At 57.1% G+C, this 22,719-nt stretch carries 24 protein-coding genes; 14 read left to right on the top strand and 10 right to left on the bottom strand.

What is annotated here, in order from left to right; translation table 11 throughout:
- Positions 1 to 128 precede the first annotated feature (128 nt).
- Positions 129 to 533: a GFA family protein gene (locus ACXAG1_RS04705; protein WP_475091701.1), complete on the bottom strand. Its 405-nt coding sequence runs from the start codon at positions 531 to 533 to the stop codon at positions 129 to 131.
- Positions 530 to 1,153: a glutathione S-transferase family protein gene (locus ACXAG1_RS04700; protein WP_475119076.1), complete on the bottom strand. Its 624-nt coding sequence runs from the start codon at positions 1,151 to 1,153 to the stop codon at positions 530 to 532. Before ACXAG1_RS04700 ends, ACXAG1_RS04705 begins: the two co-directional genes overlap by 4 nt.
- Positions 1,154 to 1,260: 107 nt before the next feature.
- Here ACXAG1_RS04700 and ACXAG1_RS04695 point away from each other — a divergent pair, with 107 nt between their 5' ends.
- Entirely contained in the window at positions 1,261 to 2,226 is a 966-nt protein-coding gene (locus ACXAG1_RS04695; protein WP_475091699.1) for a helix-turn-helix transcriptional regulator, read from the top strand.
- Between the two features lie 26 nt (positions 2,227 to 2,252).
- On the opposite strand, the gene ACXAG1_RS04690 is transcribed toward ACXAG1_RS04695, so the two are convergent.
- Positions 2,253 to 3,869: a DUF1254 domain-containing protein gene (locus ACXAG1_RS04690; RefSeq protein WP_475119075.1), complete on the bottom strand. Its 1,617-nt coding sequence runs from the start codon at positions 3,867 to 3,869 to the stop codon at positions 2,253 to 2,255.
- A 212-nt stretch (positions 3,870 to 4,081) separates the two neighbouring features.
- Between ACXAG1_RS04690 and ACXAG1_RS04685 the strand changes: the two genes are divergently transcribed.
- Positions 4,082 to 4,912, top strand: a complete 831-nt coding sequence (locus tag ACXAG1_RS04685; RefSeq protein WP_475119074.1) for a hypothetical protein — start codon at positions 4,082 to 4,084, stop codon at positions 4,910 to 4,912.
- A 73-nt stretch (positions 4,913 to 4,985) separates the two neighbouring features.
- On the opposite strand, the gene ACXAG1_RS04680 is transcribed toward ACXAG1_RS04685, so the two are convergent.
- The 4 genes from ACXAG1_RS04680 to ACXAG1_RS04665 form a co-directional block, all read right to left on the bottom strand.
- On the bottom strand, positions 4,986 to 5,336 hold the full coding sequence (locus ACXAG1_RS04680; RefSeq protein ID WP_475091696.1) for a YciI family protein: 351 nt from the start codon (positions 5,334 to 5,336) through the stop codon (positions 4,986 to 4,988).
- A gap of 26 nt (positions 5,337 to 5,362) precedes the next feature.
- Positions 5,363 to 5,806, bottom strand: a complete 444-nt coding sequence (locus tag ACXAG1_RS04675; RefSeq protein WP_475119073.1) for an SRPBCC family protein — start codon at positions 5,804 to 5,806, stop codon at positions 5,363 to 5,365.
- A 35-nt stretch (positions 5,807 to 5,841) separates the two neighbouring features.
- The gene (locus ACXAG1_RS04670) at positions 5,842 to 6,225 is read right to left on the bottom strand and encodes a YciI family protein (protein ID WP_475091694.1); all 384 of its coding nucleotides are present in this window, start codon (positions 6,223 to 6,225) and stop codon (positions 5,842 to 5,844) included.
- An 89-nt stretch (positions 6,226 to 6,314) separates the two neighbouring features.
- The gene (locus ACXAG1_RS04665) at positions 6,315 to 7,574 is read right to left on the bottom strand and encodes an RNA polymerase sigma factor (protein ID WP_475119072.1); all 1,260 of its coding nucleotides are present in this window, start codon (positions 7,572 to 7,574) and stop codon (positions 6,315 to 6,317) included.
- Positions 7,575 to 7,799: 225 nt separating this feature from the next.
- Between ACXAG1_RS04665 and ACXAG1_RS04660 the strand changes: the two genes are divergently transcribed.
- The 12 genes from ACXAG1_RS04660 (at position 7,800) to ACXAG1_RS04605 (ending at position 17,972) form a co-directional block, all read left to right on the top strand.
- Positions 7,800 to 8,279: a linear amide C-N hydrolase gene (locus tag ACXAG1_RS04660; RefSeq protein WP_475119071.1), complete on the top strand. Its 480-nt coding sequence runs from the start codon at positions 7,800 to 7,802 to the stop codon at positions 8,277 to 8,279.
- A 30-nt stretch (positions 8,280 to 8,309) separates the two neighbouring features.
- Positions 8,310 to 9,719, top strand: coding sequence for a glutamate decarboxylase (gene gad / locus ACXAG1_RS04655; RefSeq protein WP_475091691.1), 1,410 nt, complete (start codon positions 8,310 to 8,312; stop codon positions 9,717 to 9,719).
- Between the two features lie 153 nt (positions 9,720 to 9,872).
- A complete protein-coding gene (locus ACXAG1_RS04650) occupies positions 9,873 to 10,241 on the top strand; it encodes a PH domain-containing protein (protein ID WP_475091690.1) in 369 nt (122 codons plus the stop codon).
- Positions 10,242 to 10,243: 2 nt separating this feature from the next.
- A complete protein-coding gene (locus tag ACXAG1_RS04645; protein ID WP_475119070.1) occupies positions 10,244 to 10,675 on the top strand; it encodes a DUF1294 domain-containing protein in 432 nt (143 codons plus the stop codon).
- Between the two features lie 41 nt (positions 10,676 to 10,716).
- Positions 10,717 to 11,439: a polyamine aminopropyltransferase gene (locus tag ACXAG1_RS04640; RefSeq protein ID WP_475091688.1), complete on the top strand. Its 723-nt coding sequence runs from the start codon at positions 10,717 to 10,719 to the stop codon at positions 11,437 to 11,439.
- 93 nt (positions 11,440 to 11,532) lie between these two features.
- Positions 11,533 to 12,882, top strand: a complete 1,350-nt coding sequence (locus ACXAG1_RS04635; RefSeq protein ID WP_475119069.1) for a DEAD/DEAH box helicase — start codon at positions 11,533 to 11,535, stop codon at positions 12,880 to 12,882.
- A gap of 273 nt (positions 12,883 to 13,155) precedes the next feature.
- On the top strand, positions 13,156 to 14,763 hold the full coding sequence (locus tag ACXAG1_RS04630) for an ABC-F family ATPase (RefSeq protein WP_475091686.1): 1,608 nt from the start codon (positions 13,156 to 13,158) through the stop codon (positions 14,761 to 14,763).
- A gap of 261 nt (positions 14,764 to 15,024) precedes the next feature.
- Positions 15,025 to 15,234 carry a cold-shock protein gene (locus ACXAG1_RS04625; RefSeq protein ID WP_043319538.1) on the top strand — a complete coding sequence of 70 codons (210 nt, stop codon included), beginning with the start codon at positions 15,025 to 15,027 and terminating at the stop codon, positions 15,232 to 15,234.
- 189 nt (positions 15,235 to 15,423) lie between these two features.
- A complete protein-coding gene (locus tag ACXAG1_RS04620) occupies positions 15,424 to 15,843 on the top strand; it encodes a hypothetical protein (RefSeq protein ID WP_475091685.1) in 420 nt (139 codons plus the stop codon).
- A 239-nt stretch (positions 15,844 to 16,082) separates the two neighbouring features.
- Positions 16,083 to 16,424 (top strand): DUF3574 domain-containing protein, encoded by a 342-nt coding sequence (locus tag ACXAG1_RS04615; protein ID WP_475119068.1) that lies wholly within the window; start codon positions 16,083 to 16,085, stop codon positions 16,422 to 16,424.
- An 18-nt stretch (positions 16,425 to 16,442) separates the two neighbouring features.
- On the top strand, positions 16,443 to 16,847 hold the full coding sequence (locus ACXAG1_RS04610) for a hypothetical protein (RefSeq protein ID WP_475119067.1): 405 nt from the start codon (positions 16,443 to 16,445) through the stop codon (positions 16,845 to 16,847).
- Between the two features lie 195 nt (positions 16,848 to 17,042).
- Complete coding sequence (locus ACXAG1_RS04605) at positions 17,043 to 17,972, top strand: tetratricopeptide repeat protein (RefSeq protein ID WP_475091682.1); 930 nt, start codon at positions 17,043 to 17,045, stop codon at positions 17,970 to 17,972.
- Between the two features lie 20 nt (positions 17,973 to 17,992).
- Here the strand turns inward: ACXAG1_RS04605 and ACXAG1_RS04600 are convergent, their stop codons facing one another.
- The 3 genes from ACXAG1_RS04600 to ACXAG1_RS04590 all read right to left on the bottom strand — a co-directional run bounded on the left by ACXAG1_RS04600 (position 17,993) and on the right by ACXAG1_RS04590 (position 22,655).
- On the bottom strand, positions 17,993 to 19,633 hold the full coding sequence (locus tag ACXAG1_RS04600; protein ID WP_475119066.1) for an acetolactate synthase large subunit: 1,641 nt from the start codon (positions 19,631 to 19,633) through the stop codon (positions 17,993 to 17,995).
- Between the two features lie 103 nt (positions 19,634 to 19,736).
- The gene (locus tag ACXAG1_RS04595; protein ID WP_475119340.1) at positions 19,737 to 21,578 is read right to left on the bottom strand and encodes an ABC transporter transmembrane domain-containing protein; all 1,842 of its coding nucleotides are present in this window, start codon (positions 21,576 to 21,578) and stop codon (positions 19,737 to 19,739) included.
- Positions 21,579 to 21,743: 165 nt separating this feature from the next.
- Entirely contained in the window at positions 21,744 to 22,655 is a 912-nt protein-coding gene (locus tag ACXAG1_RS04590; protein ID WP_475119065.1) for a DUF6999 family protein, read from the bottom strand.
- Between the last annotated feature and the right edge of the window lie 64 nt (positions 22,656 to 22,719).

Here is a 22,719-nt window from a genome sequence, read left to right as displayed (position 1 = left end):
GAAAGCAAGACGAAAGTACCAACTGCGCTACAGTAGACTCCACCCAACCAAGCGCAAACTTATCCCACAGCAAAAATATTTTTGCAAGCTGCGGGACAAGTGGAAAATACAATGCGGATAATCAGCAATTAAAGATGGCGCGTTTCTTCCGGCACGTTCATCCAGTTGTCATTGCGCCCGTCGAAGTACTGTACCGGCGCTTCGAGTAGTTCCTCTGGGGTGACGTTGTCCAGCGCCGACAGATAGACGGAGACAAACTCCCCACCCAGTTCCTCCACATCGCCATTGCCGAAGCTGCGCACGCCACAGTGTTTGCAGAATGGATGGTGGGCCTGCAGGGTGCCGAACTGATAGTTGCTCAGCGCCTCCTTACCCTTCAGCAGACGAAACGCTGCCGGTTTGATAATGGCACCCCACTCGCGGGTTTTGGTGCAGATGGAACAATTGCACTTGCCGGTGCCCGCTGCCAGATCGATATCCGCTTCAAACTCCACCGCGCCGCAGTGACAGCTGCCTTTGTAGGTTTTTTTCATTGGGCTGGCTCCGCGAGTGCATCGTCCTTGGCATTGGCACGCTTGTGGGCATCGCGACCGGTTACCCGTTTTGCGTAATCGATAAACTCGATACGTTTTTCGATGGTGCCGAACTGCAACCCCCAGGCGATCTGGGCGCCCACATAGACATCGGCAGCGGTAAAGCGCTCACCGGTGACATAGGTATGCTTCATAAACCAGCTGGACAGTGTATCCAGTACTGCGGCGTAGCTACCGTAACCCACCATGCGCTGCTTTTCCGCATCAACATCGATACCCAGCATTTTGCTGTCGGTGATTGCGGCTTCCAGAGGTCCCGCAGTGAAAAACAACCAGCGGTAGTAACTGGCACGCTCTTCCGGCGTGGGGGCCAGCCCGGCCTCAGGAAACACCTCTGCCAGGTAGGCGCAGATGGCGGAGCACTCGGTCACCACCTGCCCCTGGTGCACGATCGCCGGCACTTTACCCATGGGGTTCAGTTTCAGGTACGCCGGCGCTTTCATACTGCTGTCGTAATCCAGTATTTCCACCTGATAAGGCGCATTCAGCTCTTCGAGCATCCAGCGCGCAGTGCGGCCGCGGGATTGAGGGTGGGTGTAGAGCATTACTTCGTTGGACATGGGATCTCCCTTCGTTCGGTTGCCTAGTGTCTGTTGAGAACGTGGAAGGACTGTAAAGCCCAATTAGGCTATATTCCGCCCTATTAAAATCAGGCGGGATGCAATTGATGTCGAATCCAACGACACGTGTACTGGCACTGCTGGAACTGCTGCAGTCGCACGGTAATGCCACCGGCAGTGAACTCGCCGGCAAGCTGGGTGTGGATGGGCGCACCCTGCGGCGCTATATCAATACCCTTGAGGAAATCGGTATCCCGCTGACCAGTGAGCGCGGGCGCTACGGCGGCTACCGACTGGTCTCCGGCTATAAACTGCCGCCGATGATGTTTACCAATGAAGAGACCCTGGCGATCTCCCTCGGTCTGCTGGCGGCACGCAGCCTGAACCTGGGCGATATGGGCTCAGCGGTGGCCAGTGCCCAGGCCAAGCTCGAACGGGTGATGCCACAGAAGCTGAAACAGCAGTTACGGGCGTTGGATGAGAACATCACGCTGGATTTTTTACCTTCCCCGGCACCGGCCAGTGCGATTCTCGCTACCCTGGCATCCGCCACTCAGGAGCGCTGCCGCACGGTGTTCGAGTACACCAGCATCACCGACAAGGCAGCCGGCACCGAGATCACTCTGCAACGGGAGTTTGATCCCTACGGTCTCGTGTTTCGCCGCGGCCGCTGGTACGCGGTGGGCCACTGCCATCTGCGCGGTGAACTGCGCACCTTCCGTCTCGACCGCATGAATGCGCTGCAGCGTCTGAATATTCCGTTCGAGCGCCCGCGGGATTTTGATGCGGCCTCCTACCTCAACCAGAGCTTCTCGCAAATGGATTCCGCCGTGGAGGTGGAACTGCTGCTGCACACCAATTTGGCCACGGCCAGCGCCATGCTTGGTCACGAGGAAGGGCTGCTGACACCCCAGGGGGACGCCGTACACTGGCGGGCACACACGGGCTGCCTGGGCTGGTTTTCCTCACAGCTGATGCAGTTGCCCTGCCGCTTCGAAATCCTCTCACCGCCAAACCTGAAAGCAGAGCTCCGCCGCCAGGCCGAACGGCTGATGGCCCTGGCGGCGGAGTGAAACCGACACCCCTCAAGACACTATTTTTATTTGACCAGCTCCACTTCCGTGGGCCGCCAGCTTTTATCGAAGAAAGGTTGCAGTGGACTGTACAGCCGCAGCACCGGGAAGTAGCTCTTTCCAGGAATGGTCTGTATCCAGTTTCCCCGCGCTACCCCCGCAGGCTGCTCCGGACCGAAAAACACGGTTGTTGAACCTGCCGTCCCGGGCTCTGCTGCGGGAGAGGGATAGCTTTGGCTGCCGGCGCGGGGATATCGCTGCGGCGTTTTCAGCATCGAGCGGGTCTGGGTGTCGTACAGGGTAAATGACCAGAAGCGCTCCGCTGGAACGCCTTTCGGCAGGGTCACCTTATAGGTCTTTGCACCATCGAAGTAATTTTTGTCCGCATCCACCATCGTCCATAAATAGGTGGAGCCGATACCGGTAAGCCGCATGGCCATGGCCGGGGTGATACCGGTTACCCCGTAGAAAAACGCGGTCCGCGCATCCAGCTTGCGGTAACCGGTGGCAGGAAATGGCTTGACGCCTTCTTTGGTAATTTCCGGAATCGGGGTTTCGAACTGATAGCCGGTATCGAACAGCATGTTCTGCCAGTTGCTTCCCTCGTAGTAGTACCAGCTGTGATCCCGGGGGCTCATGAAAACGCTGCGGGCGGTGGCATTGGCGAGCTGCAGGGCATCGGTGAGAATCTTTTTCATGCGCGCGTCGGGTTTGAAGGGTTTGCCTTTGACGATGCCAATTGCGGCAATGGGTCCCATCAGCTCCGGATCAAGCGCGGTCGCCGGCTCCTGCTGCACCACGTCATTGAGCATTTCATAAAAACGCCAGTCATTGGGCGGAATGGTATTCATCACCTTACCGCTGCCCTCATGAAATACCGTCTCCGGCACGGATTCCAGTTTTGCGAGCTTTGACTTGCCGTCGAGGAACTCTGCAATTGGTGTGCCGAGACCACCGGGCTGGTAGGGGTAGATTTTGGTGAATTTCCGAATGCGCTCCACCGCCAGTTTCGGGTCATTGTTCTCTAGAAACGCACGGGCGAACCACACTCCGTAATGGGTTTTAGAATGCGCCACATTGTATTCCCCCTCCGGCAGGGCGCCCTCGTAATCCGGCGGCACGATAAGGTAGCGCCCGCCCCGGCCACGATCCGGCCCCGGCGAGCCCATATCGATCACCCAGCGGAACCAGGCGTCCTGCACGGTACCGAGAACGCCCGGCGGCACCTCGATCACCATTGGCCCCTTGGTCAAGTCAAGCCCGCCAATCAGGTAAATGGTGTCGGCATTGGCGGTGAGGAAAAGCGAATTGGCATCCATCAACTCGGAAAAGAGGATGACCTCGTTGTCCTTTACGCCGATGTCTTTTAGCCCCTTGCGAAGGGCGTGAATGCTCACACCGCGCAAAGACTCGGTGAAGGTACGGAAGGCATGATGGAGGTCCAGATGGTCATATATCTTGCCAACGGTTTCTTTGCTTGGCATGCCATCATCGAATTCCAGGGTGCCCAGGTGGGTTTCAACCTTGTCCGGCGTTGTTATGGACGCAGGAATATCACTTCCGGACTGCGCCAGGAGGAGTTCTGGGCCAATCAGTAATGTGGACGCACACACTACTGCCAGAAACTTCTTCAAGTTCTGCATGGGAATACCTTCGGCGTTGAGGGCAAGAATTGCGAGACAGATTATGGGGGGCGCTTAAAAGATAGCGGCCGGCCGACGTGCCGCCAGTAAATGGCGTTTACTTCCTTTTTACTAAAATTGACACTACAACAGCCAATTGATCGACGGTGAATGTGAAAACTGCAATCTTCGTATTTCTTTTTGTACTCTCAGACATCGTTAGCGGTACGACTTTGGCTGAACGTAGAGAAAACCTTGAACAAGTGGCGGTTTACGACCGCTTCCGGATTTTTTACTCCCTGTCGGGGGAGGACGCGCTCCCCCCTGCACGCCGTGCGGATGACGATGACAATGGCGTGCCCGAGTACATCGACCGGCTCGGACGGCGCCTCCTTCAGACCGATCGTTTCTATCGCGATGAGGTTGGCCTGGTCTCACCTCTGGACGGAGAGCGCTACAAGGGCCACGCCCACTATATCGATGTCAACCTGCTGAACCTCCCCCGGAATGGCATTGCCTATGACGGCACACCCAAACTTGACCGCAGTGCCTCACAGCAGAAATCTGTACCTGTACTGCTGATCGATCTGTCCAACTCCCTGAGGTGGGGTAACAAAACCCCGGAGCACGAGCTTTTTCATATCTACCAGAACGGGTATACCTATTTTAAAAACCGCTGGTATACCGAGGGCACGGCACGCTGGTCGGAAAACATCCAGAGCGGACAGGTGGGCAAGGGAGGATTTCTGCCGGTAAGTCGCGGTGAGCGCGAGGCACTGTTCGGAAAAACCTACGACGCCAGCCTGTTCTGGAATGAACTGATCCTGCGAGCGGATAATGGCACCCATGGAAAAACCTTTATCCGGCACCTGCTGGAGACGCTGCGGGAAATGGACGAAGTGGCAGCCAGAGAGCGCGGTATCAAACGCGCCAACTGGCCCGAGGCGGAGCAGCGCAGTGAGAAAAACAACCCGTATATCTGGCGGGCGATACAGAAAACCCTGAAGGATATGGGCTACTCATCGACCGAAGATGGCGAAATAAAAACCCTGTTCGGTTTATAGGGGCTTCGGCACAGGAGCGTGATAACGATCACGCTATACCCCGCGTCGGTTACCAGACCAATTTCAGCAAGAATTACTTCGTTGGCATCGGCATACACTCCATGACTTCCACACAGTCCCCGGGGAAAATGCTGAAGTGCGGGTGGTTTTCAAACAGCTTCGCCGCCTCGTCGTGCGTCTCGGCCTTGATAATGACGTACCCGGTCATGTCGTTACTGGTGTCGCTGATACCCTCGGGATCGATCCGCTTGGTTTTCCCCAGCGGGCCGCCGGCGGCGACAAGAATGTCGCTGTGCTTTTCCATCCATCCGCCCCAGGCGGCCATACCTTCCTGCATGCGCTGTTCGCGCTGTTGTTCTGAAAGATCCTCCCAACCTTTCATGGATTTGGGGGCGCCCAGATACATGGCGAGATAGTGTTTCATGACGATTCCTTTTCTTTACAGACTGATTACTGATTGATTTCCGGCTCGACAAGGCGCGCCAGCGCGGCCAGCGATTCCTGCCACCCGAGGTGGCACATTTCCACCGGAATCACATCCGGTATGCCTTCCTGTAGAAGTGTCAGCTGTGTTCCGCAGGATACGGGCGTCAAGGTGACCGTCATGGACATTTCACCGGGCATATTGGGGTCGTCAAAGCGATCGGTGTAACGGATACGTTCATTTTCTACCAGCTCGACATACTCGCCACCAAAGGCATGCTCCTCGCCAGTGGTGAAATTGACGAACTTTGCCTTATAAGTACCGCCCACTCTGGCCTCCAGATCGTCATAGACGCCATAGAATCCATCGGGCGACGACCATTTCGCCATAGCGTGGGGGTTGATAAATGCGCGATAGACGCGCTCCGCGGGTGCACGCAATATGCGATTCAGTTTTACAGTTCCCGGCATGTAATTGCTCCCTACTCTCTATTTGGTTTGGTGATTCAGCCGGCGTTTCCGCCCGCCTGATTGCCCTCTGCCACCAGCTCTCGCGCCGGGCGGACTTCGACCGATCCGTAGCGGGCCGGCGGTATCTTTCCAGCCAGGGCAATGGCTTCATTGAGATCCCGGGCTTCCAGCATATAAAAGCCCGCCAGCTGCTCCTTGGTTTCTGCAAATGGGCCATCGGTCACAGTGACACGCCTGTCCCGCACGCGCACCGTGGTCGCAGCACTGGTGGGCATCAGCGGGCTTCCGGTGATGAAGTGACCGCTTTCACTCAGGCCTTCTACACAAGCTATACACTCCTGATTCAGTGCATCCCACTCCTGCTGAGTTTTCTGCGCCATCAGCTTTTCGTCGTAGTAAACCAGTGCCAGGTACTTCATCTTGATCTCCTTGGGTGACAGCAATTGAGGCTGTTTCACGAGTTAGTCGAATGGAGGAAAGGGAATTCGACAGACAATGAAAAAATTTTTTATTTTTTTTCGGTCGCCAACCTGGTCTCGATTTCATGCAGTCGGCGCGACAGAAAACGCTGTTCCGGCCCCTGCTGCGACAGTGCCAGAGCGCGCCCGTAGGCGGCATGAGCCTGTTTGTTCTGACCGAGACGGCGGAGCAGGTCAGCCCGCGCTGCGTGGGCCAGGTGGTAGTCACTGAGCGGCCCCTCGGCGAGCAGGTGGTCAATCAACGCCAATCCCTGCTCCGGTCCATCGCGCATCGCCACGGCCACCGCGCGGTTGAGCTCAATCACCGGAGAGGGGCTTTGCCCCAGTAAGGCATCGTAGAGGCCAACAATCTGGTGCCAGTCGGTTTCTTCCGTGCTATCCGCCTCCGAGTGCACTGCGGCAATGGCGGCCTGCAGGGTATAGGGACCGAAGCGGCGGCTGGCGAGCGCCTGCAATACCAGATTGCTTCCCTCTTGAATCTGTTCCCGGTTCCACAGGCTGCGATCCTGAACTTCCAGCAGGACCAGGTCACCGTCCGCCGATACCCGCGCACTGCGACGGGCATCCTGCAACAACAGCAGCGCCAGGAGCCCCTGGGCTTCCGGCTCCGGCAGCAGCTGACACAAAAGACGCGCCAGACGGATAGCCTCGCCACACAGATCCTGGCGAATCAGTTGTTCGCCTGCGGATGCCGAATAGCCCTCATTAAAAATCAGGTAAATCGCATGCAATACACCGGCGAGCCGCTCCTGCAGCTCCTGGCCTTCCGGAACCGCATAGGGAATTTTGGCATCCCGGATTTTCGCTTTGGCGCGCACGATGCGCTGGGCCAATGCCGGAGTGGATGTGAGAAAGGCGCTGGCGATTTCTTCTGTGGTGAGACCGCACACTTCTCGTAACGTGAGGGCCAGCTGTGCCTCGGGGGCGAGGCTCGGGTGGCAACAGGTAAAAATCAACCGCAGGCGATCGTCTTCAATCCCCTGCGGCTCCTCATCTTCACTGGCGAGTTCCGCTTCAAGCCGGTCGGCCACTTCCTCAAAAGATACGTCGAAGCGCGCCTTGCGGCGCAATTGATCGATGGCCTTGAAACGACCAGCGGAAACTAGCCATGCGCGAGGGTTGTCTGGAATCCCGTCTTTTGGCCACTGGCTGAGAGCCGCGGCAAAGGCATCGTGCAGCGCCTCTTCCGCCAGATCGAAACTGCCCAGCAAGCGGATCAGGGTTGCGAGAACCCTGCGGGATTCCTTCTGATAAATATCCTGAACCCGGTCGTTGGAACTGACCATCATTGGTACGCTCGTTTCTTGTTTATGGTGTTATCAATGACTCCAGCGCGCAGCACCCAACCTTACACCGCATTCCTACTGATCCAAAAGCGCCCTCACTAAACTTCTCGCAGGATAAAGGTTCGACTTTTGTCCGAAAACTGGCAGCCAGCCTACTGGTAGGCCGCCCTCGACGCTTCCCTTCACTACTTCTGCCGACACCATTTTGATTGAGCATGAGTTCACACTATGTGCACCAGAACACTTTGGCTAGACAGCGGGTATGGCCCCATTGCCGGACGCAATATGGACTGGGCGCAAAGCCTGGGTACCAACCTCTGGGTGTTGCCCGCCGGTGCGGAGCGCACTGGAATCGAGCAGGATCCAAATCCTCTCAAGTGGGTCTCAAAGTATGCGAGCCTGGTGGCAACAACCTATGACGTGGCCAGTGCCGATGGCCTGAATGAAAAAGAGCTGGCCGCGCAGCCTTTTGGTGTTCCGGACCCGGCGCGCCCGAATATTTCCATGACCATCTGGCGCTCCCTGATCGACCTTAAGAGGGGCGTATATGCTTTTGAGTCCTCGTTCAGTCCCGACATTGTGTGGGTTCAGTTCAACAAAATGGATCTCGGCACCAGCCGCAAGCTCGATCTCACCCAGGAAAACCTGGTGGGAGACGTGACAGACAGATTTGTCGCGACTCCCGCATTTACATTCGCTTCCGCCTGAATTGGGCTCTCCTGACAGAGGAACCGCGCTATGCCACTTCACCGTAAAAGTACACGCAGGCATCAAGCAGGCGATATTGGCGAGGATATTTTCAGCACAAATGCGGCACACCACAGCGTGCCCCGCTACAAAATGCCCAAGCACAGTATCCCTGCGCGAACCGGCTACCAGCTGGTGCGGGATGAACTGTATCTGGACGGCAACTCGCGACAGAACCTGGCAACCTTCTGTACCACCTGGGCCGAGGATGAAGTACAGCGGTTGATGACGGATTGCTTCGATAAAAACATGATCGACAAGGATGAATACCCGCAAACCGCAGAGATCGAATCACGCTGTGTACATATGCTCGCGGATTTATGGAATGCCGAAGACAGGGAAGACTCCACCGGCTGCTCCACAACCGGCTCATCCGAAGCCGCGATGCTGGGTGGTCTCGCATTAAAGTGGCAGTGGCGCAAGCGACGGAAGCAGGAAGGGAAAAATACCGATAAGCCGAACCTCATCTGTGGCCCGGTGCAAGTTTGCTGGCACAAATTCGCCCGCTATTTCGATGTGGAAATTCGCGAGGTTCCGCTGGACGGAAATGAGGTGTGCCTTAACCCGGATAAAATCCGAGATTATGTGGATGAGAACACGATCGGCGTAGTCGCCACCCTCGGCGTTACATTCACCTGTGTGTATGAGCCGGTGGAAGAAATCGCCCGCGTCCTCGATACCATTGAACAAGAAACCGGGCTGGATATTCCCATTCATGTAGACGCGGCCAGCGGCGGCTTTATCGCACCGTTCGTACAGCCGGACCTGAAATGGGATTTCCGCATACAGCGGGTCAAATCCATTAACAGCTCCGGGCACAAGTTCGGATTGGCACCACTGGGTGTGGGCTGGATTATCTGGCGCGACGCCGCAGAACTCCCGGAAGAATTGATTTTCCACGTGGACTACCTCGGTGGAGATATGCCCACGTTTGCACTGAATTTCAGCCGCCCCGGGGGGGAAGTCGTTGCCCAGTACTACAACTTTGTACGCCTGGGCGTGGAGGGTTACCGGGAGATTCAGCAGGCCTGTATGGATACCGCCGCATGGCTCGGTGAACAGGTGGCCGATATGGGCCCATTTGATCTTTTCTACGACGGAAGAGGCGGGTTACCGGCCATCAGCTATTCCCTCAAGCCGGGTAAATGGGGATTCGATCTCTACGACCTTTCCGACCGGCTGCGCATGCGGGGCTGGCAAATTGCCTCCTACCCACTCCCGTCCAACCGCAAAGGGACGGTTATCCAGCGTATCATGATCCGCCATGGTATCAGTCGGGATATGGCGGCACTGCTGGCGCAGGATATTCGCCGGGCCGTTGAATATTTTTCTACGCACCCGGCGACACCATCGGCACCTCGCCCCACCAGCAGTCACTCAGGACGCAAATCTCCCGGCTGATACCCGTCTGTAATTGGAGGCATTCACAGCGTGAGGGCATTTCAGCCACACACACCGCTTCGCCACTCAGAGCAGTTGATTTAAATGCAGTCTTGTCGCAGTCTACCTGGATATCACATATAACTTTCCAGACAATTCAGCGACCACTCGCCCATGATCGATTTTGACAATAAAAGCCTGTTCAAGCTCAAGCAAAACCCGGGGTTTGCAGAGAAAGTAACGCCACTCCTGATTGATGGCGAGGAAGTGCTAGATTCCTTCAAGTCCATGCGCGACGGAGTGGTATTTACCAGCAAACGCATTATTGCGGTCAATGTACAGGGCATTACCGGCAGCAAAAAGGATTTCACCTCCCTGCCCTATAAAAACATCATCGCCTACTCCGTGGAAACCACCGGCACACTGGACATCGACAGCGAACTGGAATTGTATTTCTCCGAGCTAGGCAAAGTCCGCTTCGAATTCAGCGGCAAGTGCCGCCTAATGGATATTGCGCATTATATTGCGCGATACGCGCTCTAGGCATGCGACGCAGTCAAGGCAAGCACGGCAACTTCCAAACCGGAACCTTCCGCACGCTATTGATAGCGGGATCTTTTTTTGGCCTTGTCACGTTATCCACGCTATTTGGCCGGCTTCCTCCCCTGGTACTTTTACTCTACGTCGGGATGAGTCTGCTGACTTACCTGATCTATTTTCTGGATAAATTGGCCGCTCGCAGGGGGAGCCGGCGCACCAAAGAGAACAGTCTGCATCTTTTTGCACTGGTGGGCGGTTGGCCCGGTGCATTGGTGGCACAGCAGTACCTGCGGCACAAAACCAGGAAGCAACCATTTCGGTTGATTTTTTGGCTTACGGTTGCCGCAAATATTGTTGCGTTAGCCTGGCTGCATTCCGCAGATGGCACCGCCTACCTGAACCATCTTCTGGGCGCCCACATTAACACCCCTTTTTAATAGGTATTACGGCGATACTTTTCGCGCAGGACAGTTACACCATGTCACTCTTATTTGAAGAAATCGATAGCCAGCCCTCAGCTCTGGGTGAAATCTCTCTACGCCGGCGGCGCATTCCGGCGCTGGGTGACCGCGACATCTACGAAGTGAAGCTCGGCGATGAGTTTTTGATGTCGAGTATGTTTGTAGAAGCGGAGGAAGCGCTGTCGACGCTTGGCCTGGCGCAAACCCAGGGCGATGCGCTTGACGTGGTGGTTGGCGGACTGGGACTGGGGTATACCGCGGTGGCAGCACTGCAGGATGCTCGGGTTGCCGAGCTGCTTGTTGTGGATGCCCTGGATACGGTGATTGGCTGGCACAGGGATGAAAAGGTTCCACTGGGAAAAGTACTCAATGCGGATAAGCGCAATCGCTATGTGCACGGCAGCTTCTTCGATCTGGCTACCAACCCGGCGAAAGGATTTGACCCAGAGTGCGCCGGGCGCAAGTTTGATGCCATTCTCCTGGATATCGATCACTCGCCGACGGAATATCTGAATGCGGACAACGCTGGCTTCTATACCACTAGAAACCTTTCTCTGATGGCAAAGCAGCTGAAGCCCAAGGGCGTCTTCGCCATGTGGTCACAAAATTTGCCGGAAGTCGATTTCGTCGCCCTGCTGAAAACGGTATTTGAAACGGTGGAGCCCCATGTGGTCTCTTTCTACAACCCGTTTCTCAGCGGGGAGTCCACCAACTCGGTGTATGTTTGCGTAAAAGACTAAGCTGGGATTATTCGATACCGCGATCGGGCATTGCTGGTACCATGCGCGGCAATTCCCGGCGCGGCCGCCGGCCCCGCCAAGCAGAGACACCAGATGACCTTTCAATCATTAGGATTGGGCACCCCAATCCTGCAGGCCCTTGAAAAAAAGGGCTATATCACTCCCACCGAGATTCAGCGCAAAGCGATCCCCGCCATCCTCAAGGGGCGGGATATTATCGCGACCGCACAGACAGGTACCGGCAAAACCGCGGCCTTCGTACTGCCGATGCTTGCGGCATTGAGTGGCGAGCGCAAGCGGCGGGCCAAACGCTTCCGCGCACTGGTTCTTGTTCCCACCCGTGAGCTGGCCATGCAGGTGGAAGAGAATATCCAGCAGTACGGAAAGCATCTGACCGTTGCGTCCATGACGATGGTGGGTGGGGTGGATCTTGAACCTCAACGGCAGCGTTTGATTGAGGGTGTGGAAATTGTGGTCGCCACACCAGGGCGCCTTTTGGACCTGGCGTACCAGCGCGCACTCTACTTTGACGAGTTACAGGTGGTGGTGCTGGATGAGGCCGACCGAATGCTCGATATGGGCTTCATCGACGATCTCAACAAAATCATCGACCGCCTGCCCGCACAGCGTCAAAGCCTGCTGTTTTCCGCCACGCTGTCCAGCCAGGTTGGAGCGCTGGCAAAATCCGTGGTGGACAACCCTGTTGAGGTCGCCATCGCCGGGGACCAGAAAAGTGCACCGAAGATTGCCCAGTGGCTGGTGGCCGTCGACAAGCACAACAAATCGGCCCTGCTCAGCCATTTGATCAATGCGCGGGACTGGAACCAGGCCCTGATCTTTATTCGCACTCAGCACGGCGCAGCCAAGCTGGCCAGCCAGCTGGAAAAGCGCGGTATTCAGGCGGAGTCTATCCACGGCGGCAAGAGCCAGGCCTCGCGCAGTAAAATCCTGGCCGCGTTCAAGTCCGGTGAAATTCGTATTTTGATTGCCACCGGCGTTGCCGCACGCGGCATCGATATTGATGCGCTGGCACGGGTGGTCAACTACGATATGCCCGACGATGCCGACGAATATATCCACCGTATTGGTCGCACCGGCCGCGCCGGCTCCTCCGGTGAGGCCGTGTCACTGGTTTCCAAGGATGACTTCAAGCGGCTGTGTGCGGTGGAGCGGCGGCTGGGTAAGATCATTGACCGGGTGCAGGTTGCCGAATTTCCGGTGGTGAAGGATTTGCCAGAATCCAACCTCAACTTTTCCACCAAAGCCCGAGATCAATATTCCGGTGCTGGGGGCAAATCAAAAAGCCGCGTGAAAAAGGCTTCAGAGAAGGCTCCCATTAAGAAGACACGGGAAAAAGCACCGAAGAAACCGTCCGCACAGTCACCTGATAAACCACGGGCTAAAACTCCCTGGGGGAGCCCCTGGGGTAGTATCAAAAAATAGAGAACCCCGAATTTACCGGCGCTATCTACCCGTTGAGCCCCCATTGAACCTCCCATTGAACCACTCAGTGAACCACCCATTGAAAAGGGCCGCACACAGCGGTCCGCCTGCTCAATAATCAGACAATATTCTCGACACCCCACCTCAAGCCCCGTATAGTGCGCGGCCCGCCATCCCTCTGGATTATGGCGACGCCGGCTAGCCGCACAGGGCATAGGCCGCCGACTATTCGCCTGCAAACGATTCACCTCAATAAGCCCCGGGAAGACACTCTTGATCACCACCGCCAATATCACCATGCAGTTTGGTGCCCAGCCGCTGTTTGAAAACATCTCCGCAAAATTTGGCAACGGCAACCGCTATGGACTGATCGGGGCCAACGGCTGTGGCAAGTCCACCTTTATGAAGATCCTGAGCGGAGCGCTGGCGCCGACTTCCGGCAATGTCTCCATGGCACCGGGGTGCACCCTGGGCATTCTGAGCCAGGACCAGTTCGCGTTCGAGGAGTACTCGGTAGTCGATGCAGTGATCATGGGTGATACGCGCCTGTGGGCGATCAAGCAGGAGCGCGACCGGATCTATTCCCTGCCGGAAATGAGCGAGGAAGACGGCATGCGGGTGGCGGACCTCGAAGTGCAGTTTGCCGAGCTGGATGGCTATACCGCTGAGAGCCGCGCAGGGGAAATCCTGCTGGAGGCAGGGATCGAGGAATCTCTGCACTTTGGCCTGATGAAGCAGGTTGCACCGGGCTGGAAACTGCGTGTGCTGCTGGCCCAGGCCCTGTTTGCGGATCCGGACATCCTGCTGCTGGACGAGCCCACCAACAACCTGGATATCCACACCATCCACTGGCTGGCGGAAGTGCTCAACCAGCGCAAATCCACCATGATCATCATTTCGCACGACCGGCACTTCCTGAACCAGGTGTGTACCCATATGGCGGATATCGATTACGGCGAGCTGCGGGTATTCCCGGGCAACTATGAAGATTTCGTGGCGGCGTCCACCCTGATCCAGGAGCAGCTGCACGCGGAGAATGCAAAGAAATCCGCGGAACTGGAAGAACTGCAATCCTTTGTAAACCGCTTCTCCGCCAACGCCTCCAAGGCCAAGCAGGCCAGCTCGCGCGCGAAGAAAATGGAGAAGATCAAGCTGGACGAGGTAAAGCCCTCCAGTCGGGTCAAACCGTACATCACCTTCCAGCAATGCAAGAAGCTGCACCGGCAGGCACTGACTCTGGAAGACCTGGCACACGGCTTCGACGGCGAACCGCTGTTTGCCGGTGGCGAGTTGATTCTGGAGGCGGGGGCGCGCCTGGCGGTCATTGGCGAGAACGGCGTGGGCAAAACGACCTTCCTGCGCTGCCTGGTCGACCAGATTCAGGCCAACAACGGCGTGGTGAAATGGTCCGAGAACGCCGCCATCGGCTATTGCCCCCAGGACGCCAGCGCCGACTTCGACAACGACCTCACCATCTTTGAGTGGATGTCCCAGTGGCGCACGCCCAAGCACGATGACCTGACCGTACGCGGTATGCTCGGTCGCCTGCTGTTTACCGCCGACGACGCCAACAAGAAAGCGCGGGTCTGCTCCGGTGGCGAGAAGAACCGCCTGCTGTTTGGCAAGCTGATGATGATGGATACCAACGTGCTGATCATGGACGAGCCCACCAACCACCTGGATATGGAGTCCATCGAGGCCCTGAACAAGGCGCTCTCCCAGTACGAGGGCACCCTGATCTTCGTCAGTCACGACCGTCAGTTTGTCTCATCCCTGGCCACCCGGGTACTGGAGATCAAAGATCGCCGCCTGCTGGACTTCCAGGGCACCTATGACGAATACCTGGCCGATCGGGCCCGGGAAGCGGCACAGGCAGCCTGAGCAGCGCCTGGAGGAAGACGGAATATCCGCATCAGTCGGTTTTTTGCGGCGATTGACGCCAAGATACCGAACAATTTATAGACAGATGAGCTTTCTACCACTAAAGTGTCAGCTGCTAGAAAGAAAGACTTTTATGAACACCGTTTTATCGCTGAACTTGACGTATTTATTCGTCCTGTCGTTTTAAGAGCCTTTACTCCAAGCACCACCCGCCTTTTTTTAAGGCTCTTTTTGTGAATTCACATACATCAGGAATTTGATATGTCAAATACAGTAACTGGAACCGTTAAGTGGTTCGACGAAGCAAAAGGCTTTGGTTTTATTGAGCAGCAGTCCGGTCCGGACGTCTTCGCCCACTTCAGCGCGATCGCCAGCACCGGCTTCCGCACCCTGACCGAAGGCCAGGCCGTAGAGTTCAACGTAACTCAGGGCAAAAAAGGTCCTCAGGCTGAGAATATCGTAGTGGTTTAACATCCTCGCGATGTAAATCTCGATGATTGCGAAAACGGGCCCAATTGGGCCCGTTTTTGTTATGGGGTAATGGCGCCGAACCTATTCCACGCCTGTGGGTCCAATCTTGCATATAAGTGGTTGCGAACGGACATCCGCGTCTCTACGCTGATGCACGGTTAAAAAGAATAATGACCCGAGGCCCACGCCATGCCAGACAAACTCGCCATTCCGACTCTGTTGACCGCGAGCCTGATTCTTTCCGGCTGCAGCGGTATTCAGTTCAACTCGAGCCTTGAGCCGTACCTGGAAAATCGCATCAAAACCAGCCTGGTGCGCGAGTATTCCATTGCCGAGATAGACCAGTACAACGCCACTACCCTTGGATTCGTGGATGCCAGCTACTGCCAGGGGCGCCTGGATGATCGCAAGGCGAGCAAATCGCAGCTGGTACAAGACCTGAAACTTCGCACCAAAAACCTCGGTGGCAACGGGTTGGTTGTGGAAGCCTGCGGAACCGGGTCAGTTGCCGGTTGCTACTCTTATCTGGAGTGCCGCGGGGTGGCTTACTCAGTACCCGAACGCAAAGGCGATAGCATTCCCCCCTCCACCGCAAGCAATGCATTCTAGATTGGAGCAGCTCCAATCTGGCAAAAGCATCTAACAGGGAAGTGACGGATTCACTTGCTCATTGCTGATTCAGCCAACAAATCAGACTTATACGGACGAAGTACCTGACCATGAACAAGCACCCGGGGTTTCGGGGTTATACATCCACGATTTTCTCAGCCTCCCCCAGTCGGCGGATATGCACCGGGTTTCTGTTTGGTTTAATGATCACACTCACAGGCTGCACTCACCCCACCAGAATGACATGCCATCCCGACGAGCAGGCCCAGATACACGACCTACTTTACTTCGGCACCGACAGGCCAGGTGGTCGTGTTGCAGATGCACAGTGGGCGGAGTTTCTTGCCGCGGTGGTTACCCCACATTTTCCCGATGGCCTGACGGTAATTTCCGGGCAGGGACAATGGCGCAGCGGTAACGGCGAGATTGTCCGAGAGGGCAGCCATGTTCTGTCGCTGATCCACAAACAGGAGCCACAGGTAGGACCCGCCATCGATGAGATCATCACCACGTACAAGCAGCGCTTTCAGCAGGAATCCGTTCTGAGAGTGCGCAGTGCTGCGTGTGTATCTTTCCGCTAGCGCTACCGGGGCGGCCAGATGAATTTTCCCAGCCAGTGGTATCAGCTCAAGTTGACCTTCCGCGATCACACGGTCACCTTTTCCGCGGGGCGGAGCAACCTGCGCGCATGCATTCACGAGGCATTTATCCGGCTTTCCGCCTTTTCCAGCGGCACCCGCGCGACCATTCATGTCTCTCACCCGCGGCATGGCTGGCTCAAGGTCTGCGATGAAGCGCAGCGCTACCCGATCATCCAGAACCCACTCAGTCTCGATCCCACGCGTATCTGGCAGGCGATTGGACACACCCTGGCCGAGGCAGACAGCTGGCCCTCGGATGAGGAGATGGCCCGCATCAAACTGGAACGCCAGATACGCAGGCGCGCTGAAATAGCATCTGCACGCCGCAATCGCTTCCGGGTGATCGACGGCGGCGATCAATAGAAGCCGACCTTCACACCCAGTCACCCTTCCTGTGGCTCCGCTCACCGCACCGCTGATCCCTACCCAATACTCGCGATACCGATACAGGGCACAGGCCCATTCCACTCACCGCCAAAAACAGCGCTTTTATCGACACAGCGCATCCTACACAGAACTTGTGTGCGTCAATAAGCCAAACTTCAGGAGTATTGACCAATGCAATGGATGGCGATTTTAACCTGCGTGCTGCTGGCCAGCTGTGCCAGCGGCCCCCAGTCAGCGGACAGTGTGAGGGCGAACGCACCTTATTCGGTGCCGGCCAGTGATGGTTCGGGCAGCAGTGCGCTGGTCCTGGCGCAGCTCGATCAGCTGCGGCCATCGGACACGCCCCTAGCCCCTGCTTCAGAGCTCGCGCCGGGACTGCTGGCACTGTCGCCGGAGATGAAACGCTTTGTGGACGGCATCGGCCCAGGCCTGCCGCCGAAGCAGCGGTTCCGGCGGATTCTGCGCACCCTGAAACAGGATCGCTTTCACCTGGAGTACGACCTGGACACCACCGCAACCGCGGCAGAGGCGTTTGCCAGCCGGCGCGGCAACTGCATTTCGTTCGCTGCATTGATCGTGGCTCTGGCGCGGGAAGTAGGTGTGCCGGCACATTTCAATCGGGTGGAGGCGCCCCGGGCGCGGCGGGCGACCCGCGGTGCGGACGGGCGCGTGCTGGTGCAGAACATTCTGCACATTAACGCGGAGGTTTCATTTGGCTGGAGTACGCAAATTATCGAGCTGAACTTCGAACCGCGCAGCCTGCACCGGCATGTGGCGATTGCAGATGCCGAAGTGCAGTCACTCTATCTGAACAACCTGGCCATGGATAAGGCCCGCGCGGGGCGAACCTCTGAAGCGCTGCCACTGTTGCGTGAAGCGCTCACGCTGACACCGGACTCCAGTATCCTCTGGAATACCCTGGGCTACCTGTATCGCCAGCAGGGAAAATTGGAACTGGCGGAGCTGAGTTACACCCAGGCGCTATCGCTGGACGAAAGAAATACTGCGGCAAAGAATAATCTCAAGCGCGTCTACGCACTGCAGAGCCAGCAGGCACTATCGCTGTCGAATACTGCCAGTGATGCCGACAAGGAGAGCTGATCGCGGTTAACGTACTTGCGTTAAAGCTTGCGAGACAACTCGCGAATCTCCCGGTTCAGGATCCGGTCATTGTCGCTGTAGTCCATCGGAATATCGATCAGGTGCACACCACCTCGTTGCATACATTGCTCGATGGTGGGCTGTAACTCCGCGGTTTTCTCTATGCGATGACCCGAAGCACCGTAAGCCTGCGCGTAAGCAACAAAGTCCGGGTTGCCAAAATCCAGTCCGAAATCGTGAAAGTCCATCTGCGCCTGCTTCCATTTGATCATGCCGTAGCCGTCGTCGCGCAGTACCAGAATGACCAGATCGAGCTTGAGGCGCACCGCGGTTTCCAGCTCCTGGGAATTCATCATAAAACCCCCGTCGCCACAGATGGCCAGCACCTTGCGTTCCGGGTGCACCAGCTTTGCAGCCATGGCCGAGGGCAGCCCTGCCCCCATGGTGGCCAGCGCATTGTCGAGTAAAACCGTATTCGGTTCGTGCGCCTGATAGTTGCGCGCAAACCAGATTTTGTACATGCCGTTATCGAGCGCGATGATGCCGTCTTCGGGTACGGCTTCGCGCACCTCTTTCACCAGCCGCTGGGGGTTTATGGGGAAACCGTCATCCTGTGCGCCTTCGAGGATATGCGCCTGCAGCGCATTGCGAATACGGTGGGCATCGGCGAAGCTCCAGTGCTCCTGGGGCTCCAGCTCTTCCTTCAACTGCCAAAGACTGTTGGCAATATCCCCCACCACCTCGATCTGTGGAAAATATACCGGGTCCACCTGCGCGGAACTGAAATTGATATGCACCACCGCCGGGCCACCGGGCCGCATAAAAAACGGTGGTTTTTCCACAACGTCGTGCCCCACGTTGATGATGAGATCTGCCTGATCGATGGCGCGGTGCACGAAGTCGCCATCGGACAGCGCGGTGTTGCCAATAAAATGCGCACTCGCTTCATCGATCACTCCCTTGCCCATCTGCGTGGTCACCACGGGAATACCCAGTTTCATAACCAGTTCCCGCAGCATTTTCGCGGTGAGCTTGCGATTGGCACCGGCACCGATCAGCAACAGGGGTTTGCGCGCGGCGGCAATCGCCTGCGCGGCCTGACACACGGCTTTTTCCTCGGCGATGGGCCGGCGGGTATAACTCGGTTCCAGCACCGGCATGGTGGAGTGTTCGCGGGCAATATCTTCCGGCAGCTCGATATGGGTCGCACCGGGGCGCTCCTCTTCCGCGTGGCGGAACGCCTCGCGCACATGGGCCGGCACATTGTCACCGCTGACAATCACCTTGGTGAACTTGGTCAGCGGCTGCATCATGTCGACAATATCGATGATCTGAAACTGCCCCTGCTTGGAACTCTTGATGGGTTTTTGCCCGGTGACCATTACCATGGGCATGGCGCCCAGCTGCGCGTAAGCGGCGGCCGTCACCAGGTTGGTGGCACCGGGGCCCAAGGTGGAGAGACACACCCCGGCATTCCCGGTCAGGCGGCCGTAGGTGGCCGCCATAAATCCGGCGGCCTGCTCGTGGCGACCGATCACCAGTTTGATTTTAGAGCCGCGCAGGGACTCCAACAGATCGAGGTTTTCTTCCCCCGGAATGCCGAAAACAAATTCCACGCCCTCCGCTTCAAGCGCGCGCACGAATAAGTCAGATGCTTTCACCAGAAATCCCCGCTCAGATTTTGTAACCGGCTCGGCGCGCGATCGATCACCGCCGCGCCGCAATAACCTGTTAAGCAGGGTAGCAGATGCGGGTCTGCGGAACTCAGTGGTCGCTGGCGTGACGGAGTTCCCCGCTCCCCGGTTCCCCGTCTTGAAACTGCAGTTCCGCCAGACGCTGATACAGTGGCGATGACGCCACCAGTTCCCGGTGACTGCCCTGCGCGACCAGCCGCCCGCGCTCGAGAACGGCAATACTGTCCGAATGCAGGATGGTGGCCAGGCGGTGGGCAATCACAATGGTGGTGCGGTTTTTCATCAGCGCCTGTAGCGCCTGCTGTACGTGGTACTCGCTTTCCGCATCCAGCGCGCTGGTTGCCTCATCCAGCAACAGGATTTTCGGGTCTTTCAGAATTGCACGGGCAATGGCGAGCCGCTGCTTCTGACCACCGGACAGACGTGTGCCCTGCTCACCCAGGTGACTGTTGTAGCCCTCAGGCAATTGCTCGATAAATTCGTGGGCATGGGCGGCTTTGGCGGCGGCAATGACCTCGGCCTCAGTAGCATCCGGTTTGCCGTAGCGGATGTTGTACCAGACATCGGCGGTAAACAGCGCGGGCTGTTGCGGCACAACGGCTATTTGCCTGCGCAGGGTGCCGGTGTCCAGCGCGCGAATATCCACGCCATCCAGGGTAATGCGCCCGCCCTGTGGGTCATAAAACCGCTGCAGCAATTCCAGGACTGTGGATTTTCCCGCACCGGAGGGACCCACCAGCGCCAGACTTTTGCCCGCCGCCACATGCAGGCTCAACTGGTGCAGGGCCGGCTGATCCGGGCGCGACGGATAATTGAATTCAACGGCTTCGAAATCGATCTGCGCGGGCAGGTCGTACCGGGGATCGACCTGGGCCGGGGATTGATTTTGGGATTGATCCGGGGATTGTGGTTGGGCCCTGATCAGGGCCGCGGCGTTAGCGTCATTATCTGCCGGGGCGGGAATATCAGACTCGACACCCAGCAGGTCCATCAGCCGCTCGGTGGCGCCGGTGGCCCGCTGCAGCTCACCGTACACCTCGGAAATGGTCGCCACCGCAGACCCCATCAGGAAGGCATAAAACACAAATGCGGCCAGATCACCGCTCGTCATGCGCCCGGCGATCATGTCGTTGCCACCCACCCACAGCAGCGCACTGACCGCGCCAAACATCAGCAGTATGACCACTGCAATCAGCAGTGAACGCTGGCGTATTCGCCGCCGGGCAACATCAAATGCAGCTTCCACTTCTCCGGCAAACGCCTGCTTCTCATAGTTTTCGCGGGTGTAACTCTGCACCGTTTTAATGTTCTGGATGATTTCCCCGGCGTAACTGCCCACATCGGCGATGGAATCCTGGCTGGCCTTGGAGAGTTTCCGCACCCGCCGCCCGTACAAAACAATCGGCAGCAGCACAGCGGGCACACCGACGAGTACCATCAGGCTCAATTTCAGGTTGGTGATCAGCAACAGAACCAACGCACCGACAAACATCAGCGCACTGCGCAGCGCCATCGAAAACGAAGTCCCGATAATGTGCTGTAGCATTGTGGTGTCGGTGGTGAGACGAGACATGATCTCGCCGCTGCGATTGGTCTCGAAATAGCTGGGATGCAGCGTCACGATATGATCGAACACCGCTTTGCGCAGGTCCGCCACTACGCGTTCACCCAGCCATGAAATCAGGTAGTGGCGTGCATAGGTGCCCAGCGCCATCAGACCCGCCAGCACCAGCAATACCAGAACCGCCTGGGTCAGGGCCTCGCTGGAGCTGCCGGACAATCCCTGATCCACCAGTTGGCGCACACCCTGCCCGATGGACAGGGTCACGAGAGCGGTAAACACCAGCGCAATCGCCGCCCCCAGCAGTACCGCCTTGTGGGGGCGCATGAATTGCCAGAGTGCAACGAGCATTTGCCGCGCACTCAGGGTCGAGGTGGAATCTGCCGGTGAAGTATTTTTCTCAGAACTCACGTGTATCCGCTTATGGGAAGAGATTGAATGTACAGGGTGATGCGTTGGCAGCCATCTATCGGTCACTGTCTATCGGTCACTGTCTATCGGTAACTGCCAACCTTTTCAGGCTTCGCTTTCCAGTGCCACGGCATCCGCTTGCGGTAGCGCAGCCCGTTTCAGACTGCGCAGGTATCCGTGCAGCAGCTCCGCATCCAGCCCGTGCAGCATCAGCCGGAACCCCGCCTGCAGTGTGGAGTGCGGCACCATAGGGTGGCGATTGCTGACCAGAGACAGGGCCATACCATCGTTCAGCAACTTGCCGATATAGATCGAGATGGTTTCGTCCAGCTGCAGGGAGTTACTCGCGCGCCAGAAATCGTGATCGGAAAGGAACAGCGCATACAGTGGCGTGTACATCTCGATAGCGGTCTGCAGATCCAGCACATTGGTGGCGTGATTCCCCCCCGGTTGCAGATCGAATTCGCCATCGGTAATTGCGGAAAAGTCCAACCGCTCGGCTGCGCCGATATCGCGATTGTCACGGCGCAGCTGTTCATTCAACTCGGCGATAAAATTGTAGATATTCAGATCGTGAATCAGGAATGTATCGTCAAGCAGATCCCGCAAATTCTTCGGACGCAGCGGGCGGGTACTTTCAATGCGCACGTCGCCGACATTGTCCGCAATAAACTGCAGCAGTTCGGTGCCGATATTGAAGTGACGCAATATCAGATAGTTGGCATCGCCGCGAACAAAATACTTGAGCCCCCAGTATATGGTTTTGTGCAACAGCCGGGATGAGTTCCAGCGCTCCGGAATCACTATTCGCAACAGCTGCACCAGTACGATGCTGAGCCGCGCCAGTGGCCGCACCACCGGTAACAGCAGGCGTCGCGACCAGGTATTGTTGCCGGCCAGCAGCGCCTTTTTGGCCGGCTCGTGGATAGGCAGGCTGCGATCCAGGTAGAGTGCCAGCCAGGGGTTGGGGTCGCTCCGGTCGATGCGTTCCTGTGCGAAGTCGCTGTTCCAGCTCATGGTTTCTCCCTGATTAACCGCAATCTTTGAATAGTGGCCGACTCACCCTGGTCTTTTATTCGCG

The sequence above is a fragment of the Microbulbifer sp. ABE4_465 genome (assembly GCF_056160765.1).
The sequence above is the reverse complement of the archived record's forward strand: the minus strand, read 5'-3'. Positions and strand labels throughout refer to the sequence as shown.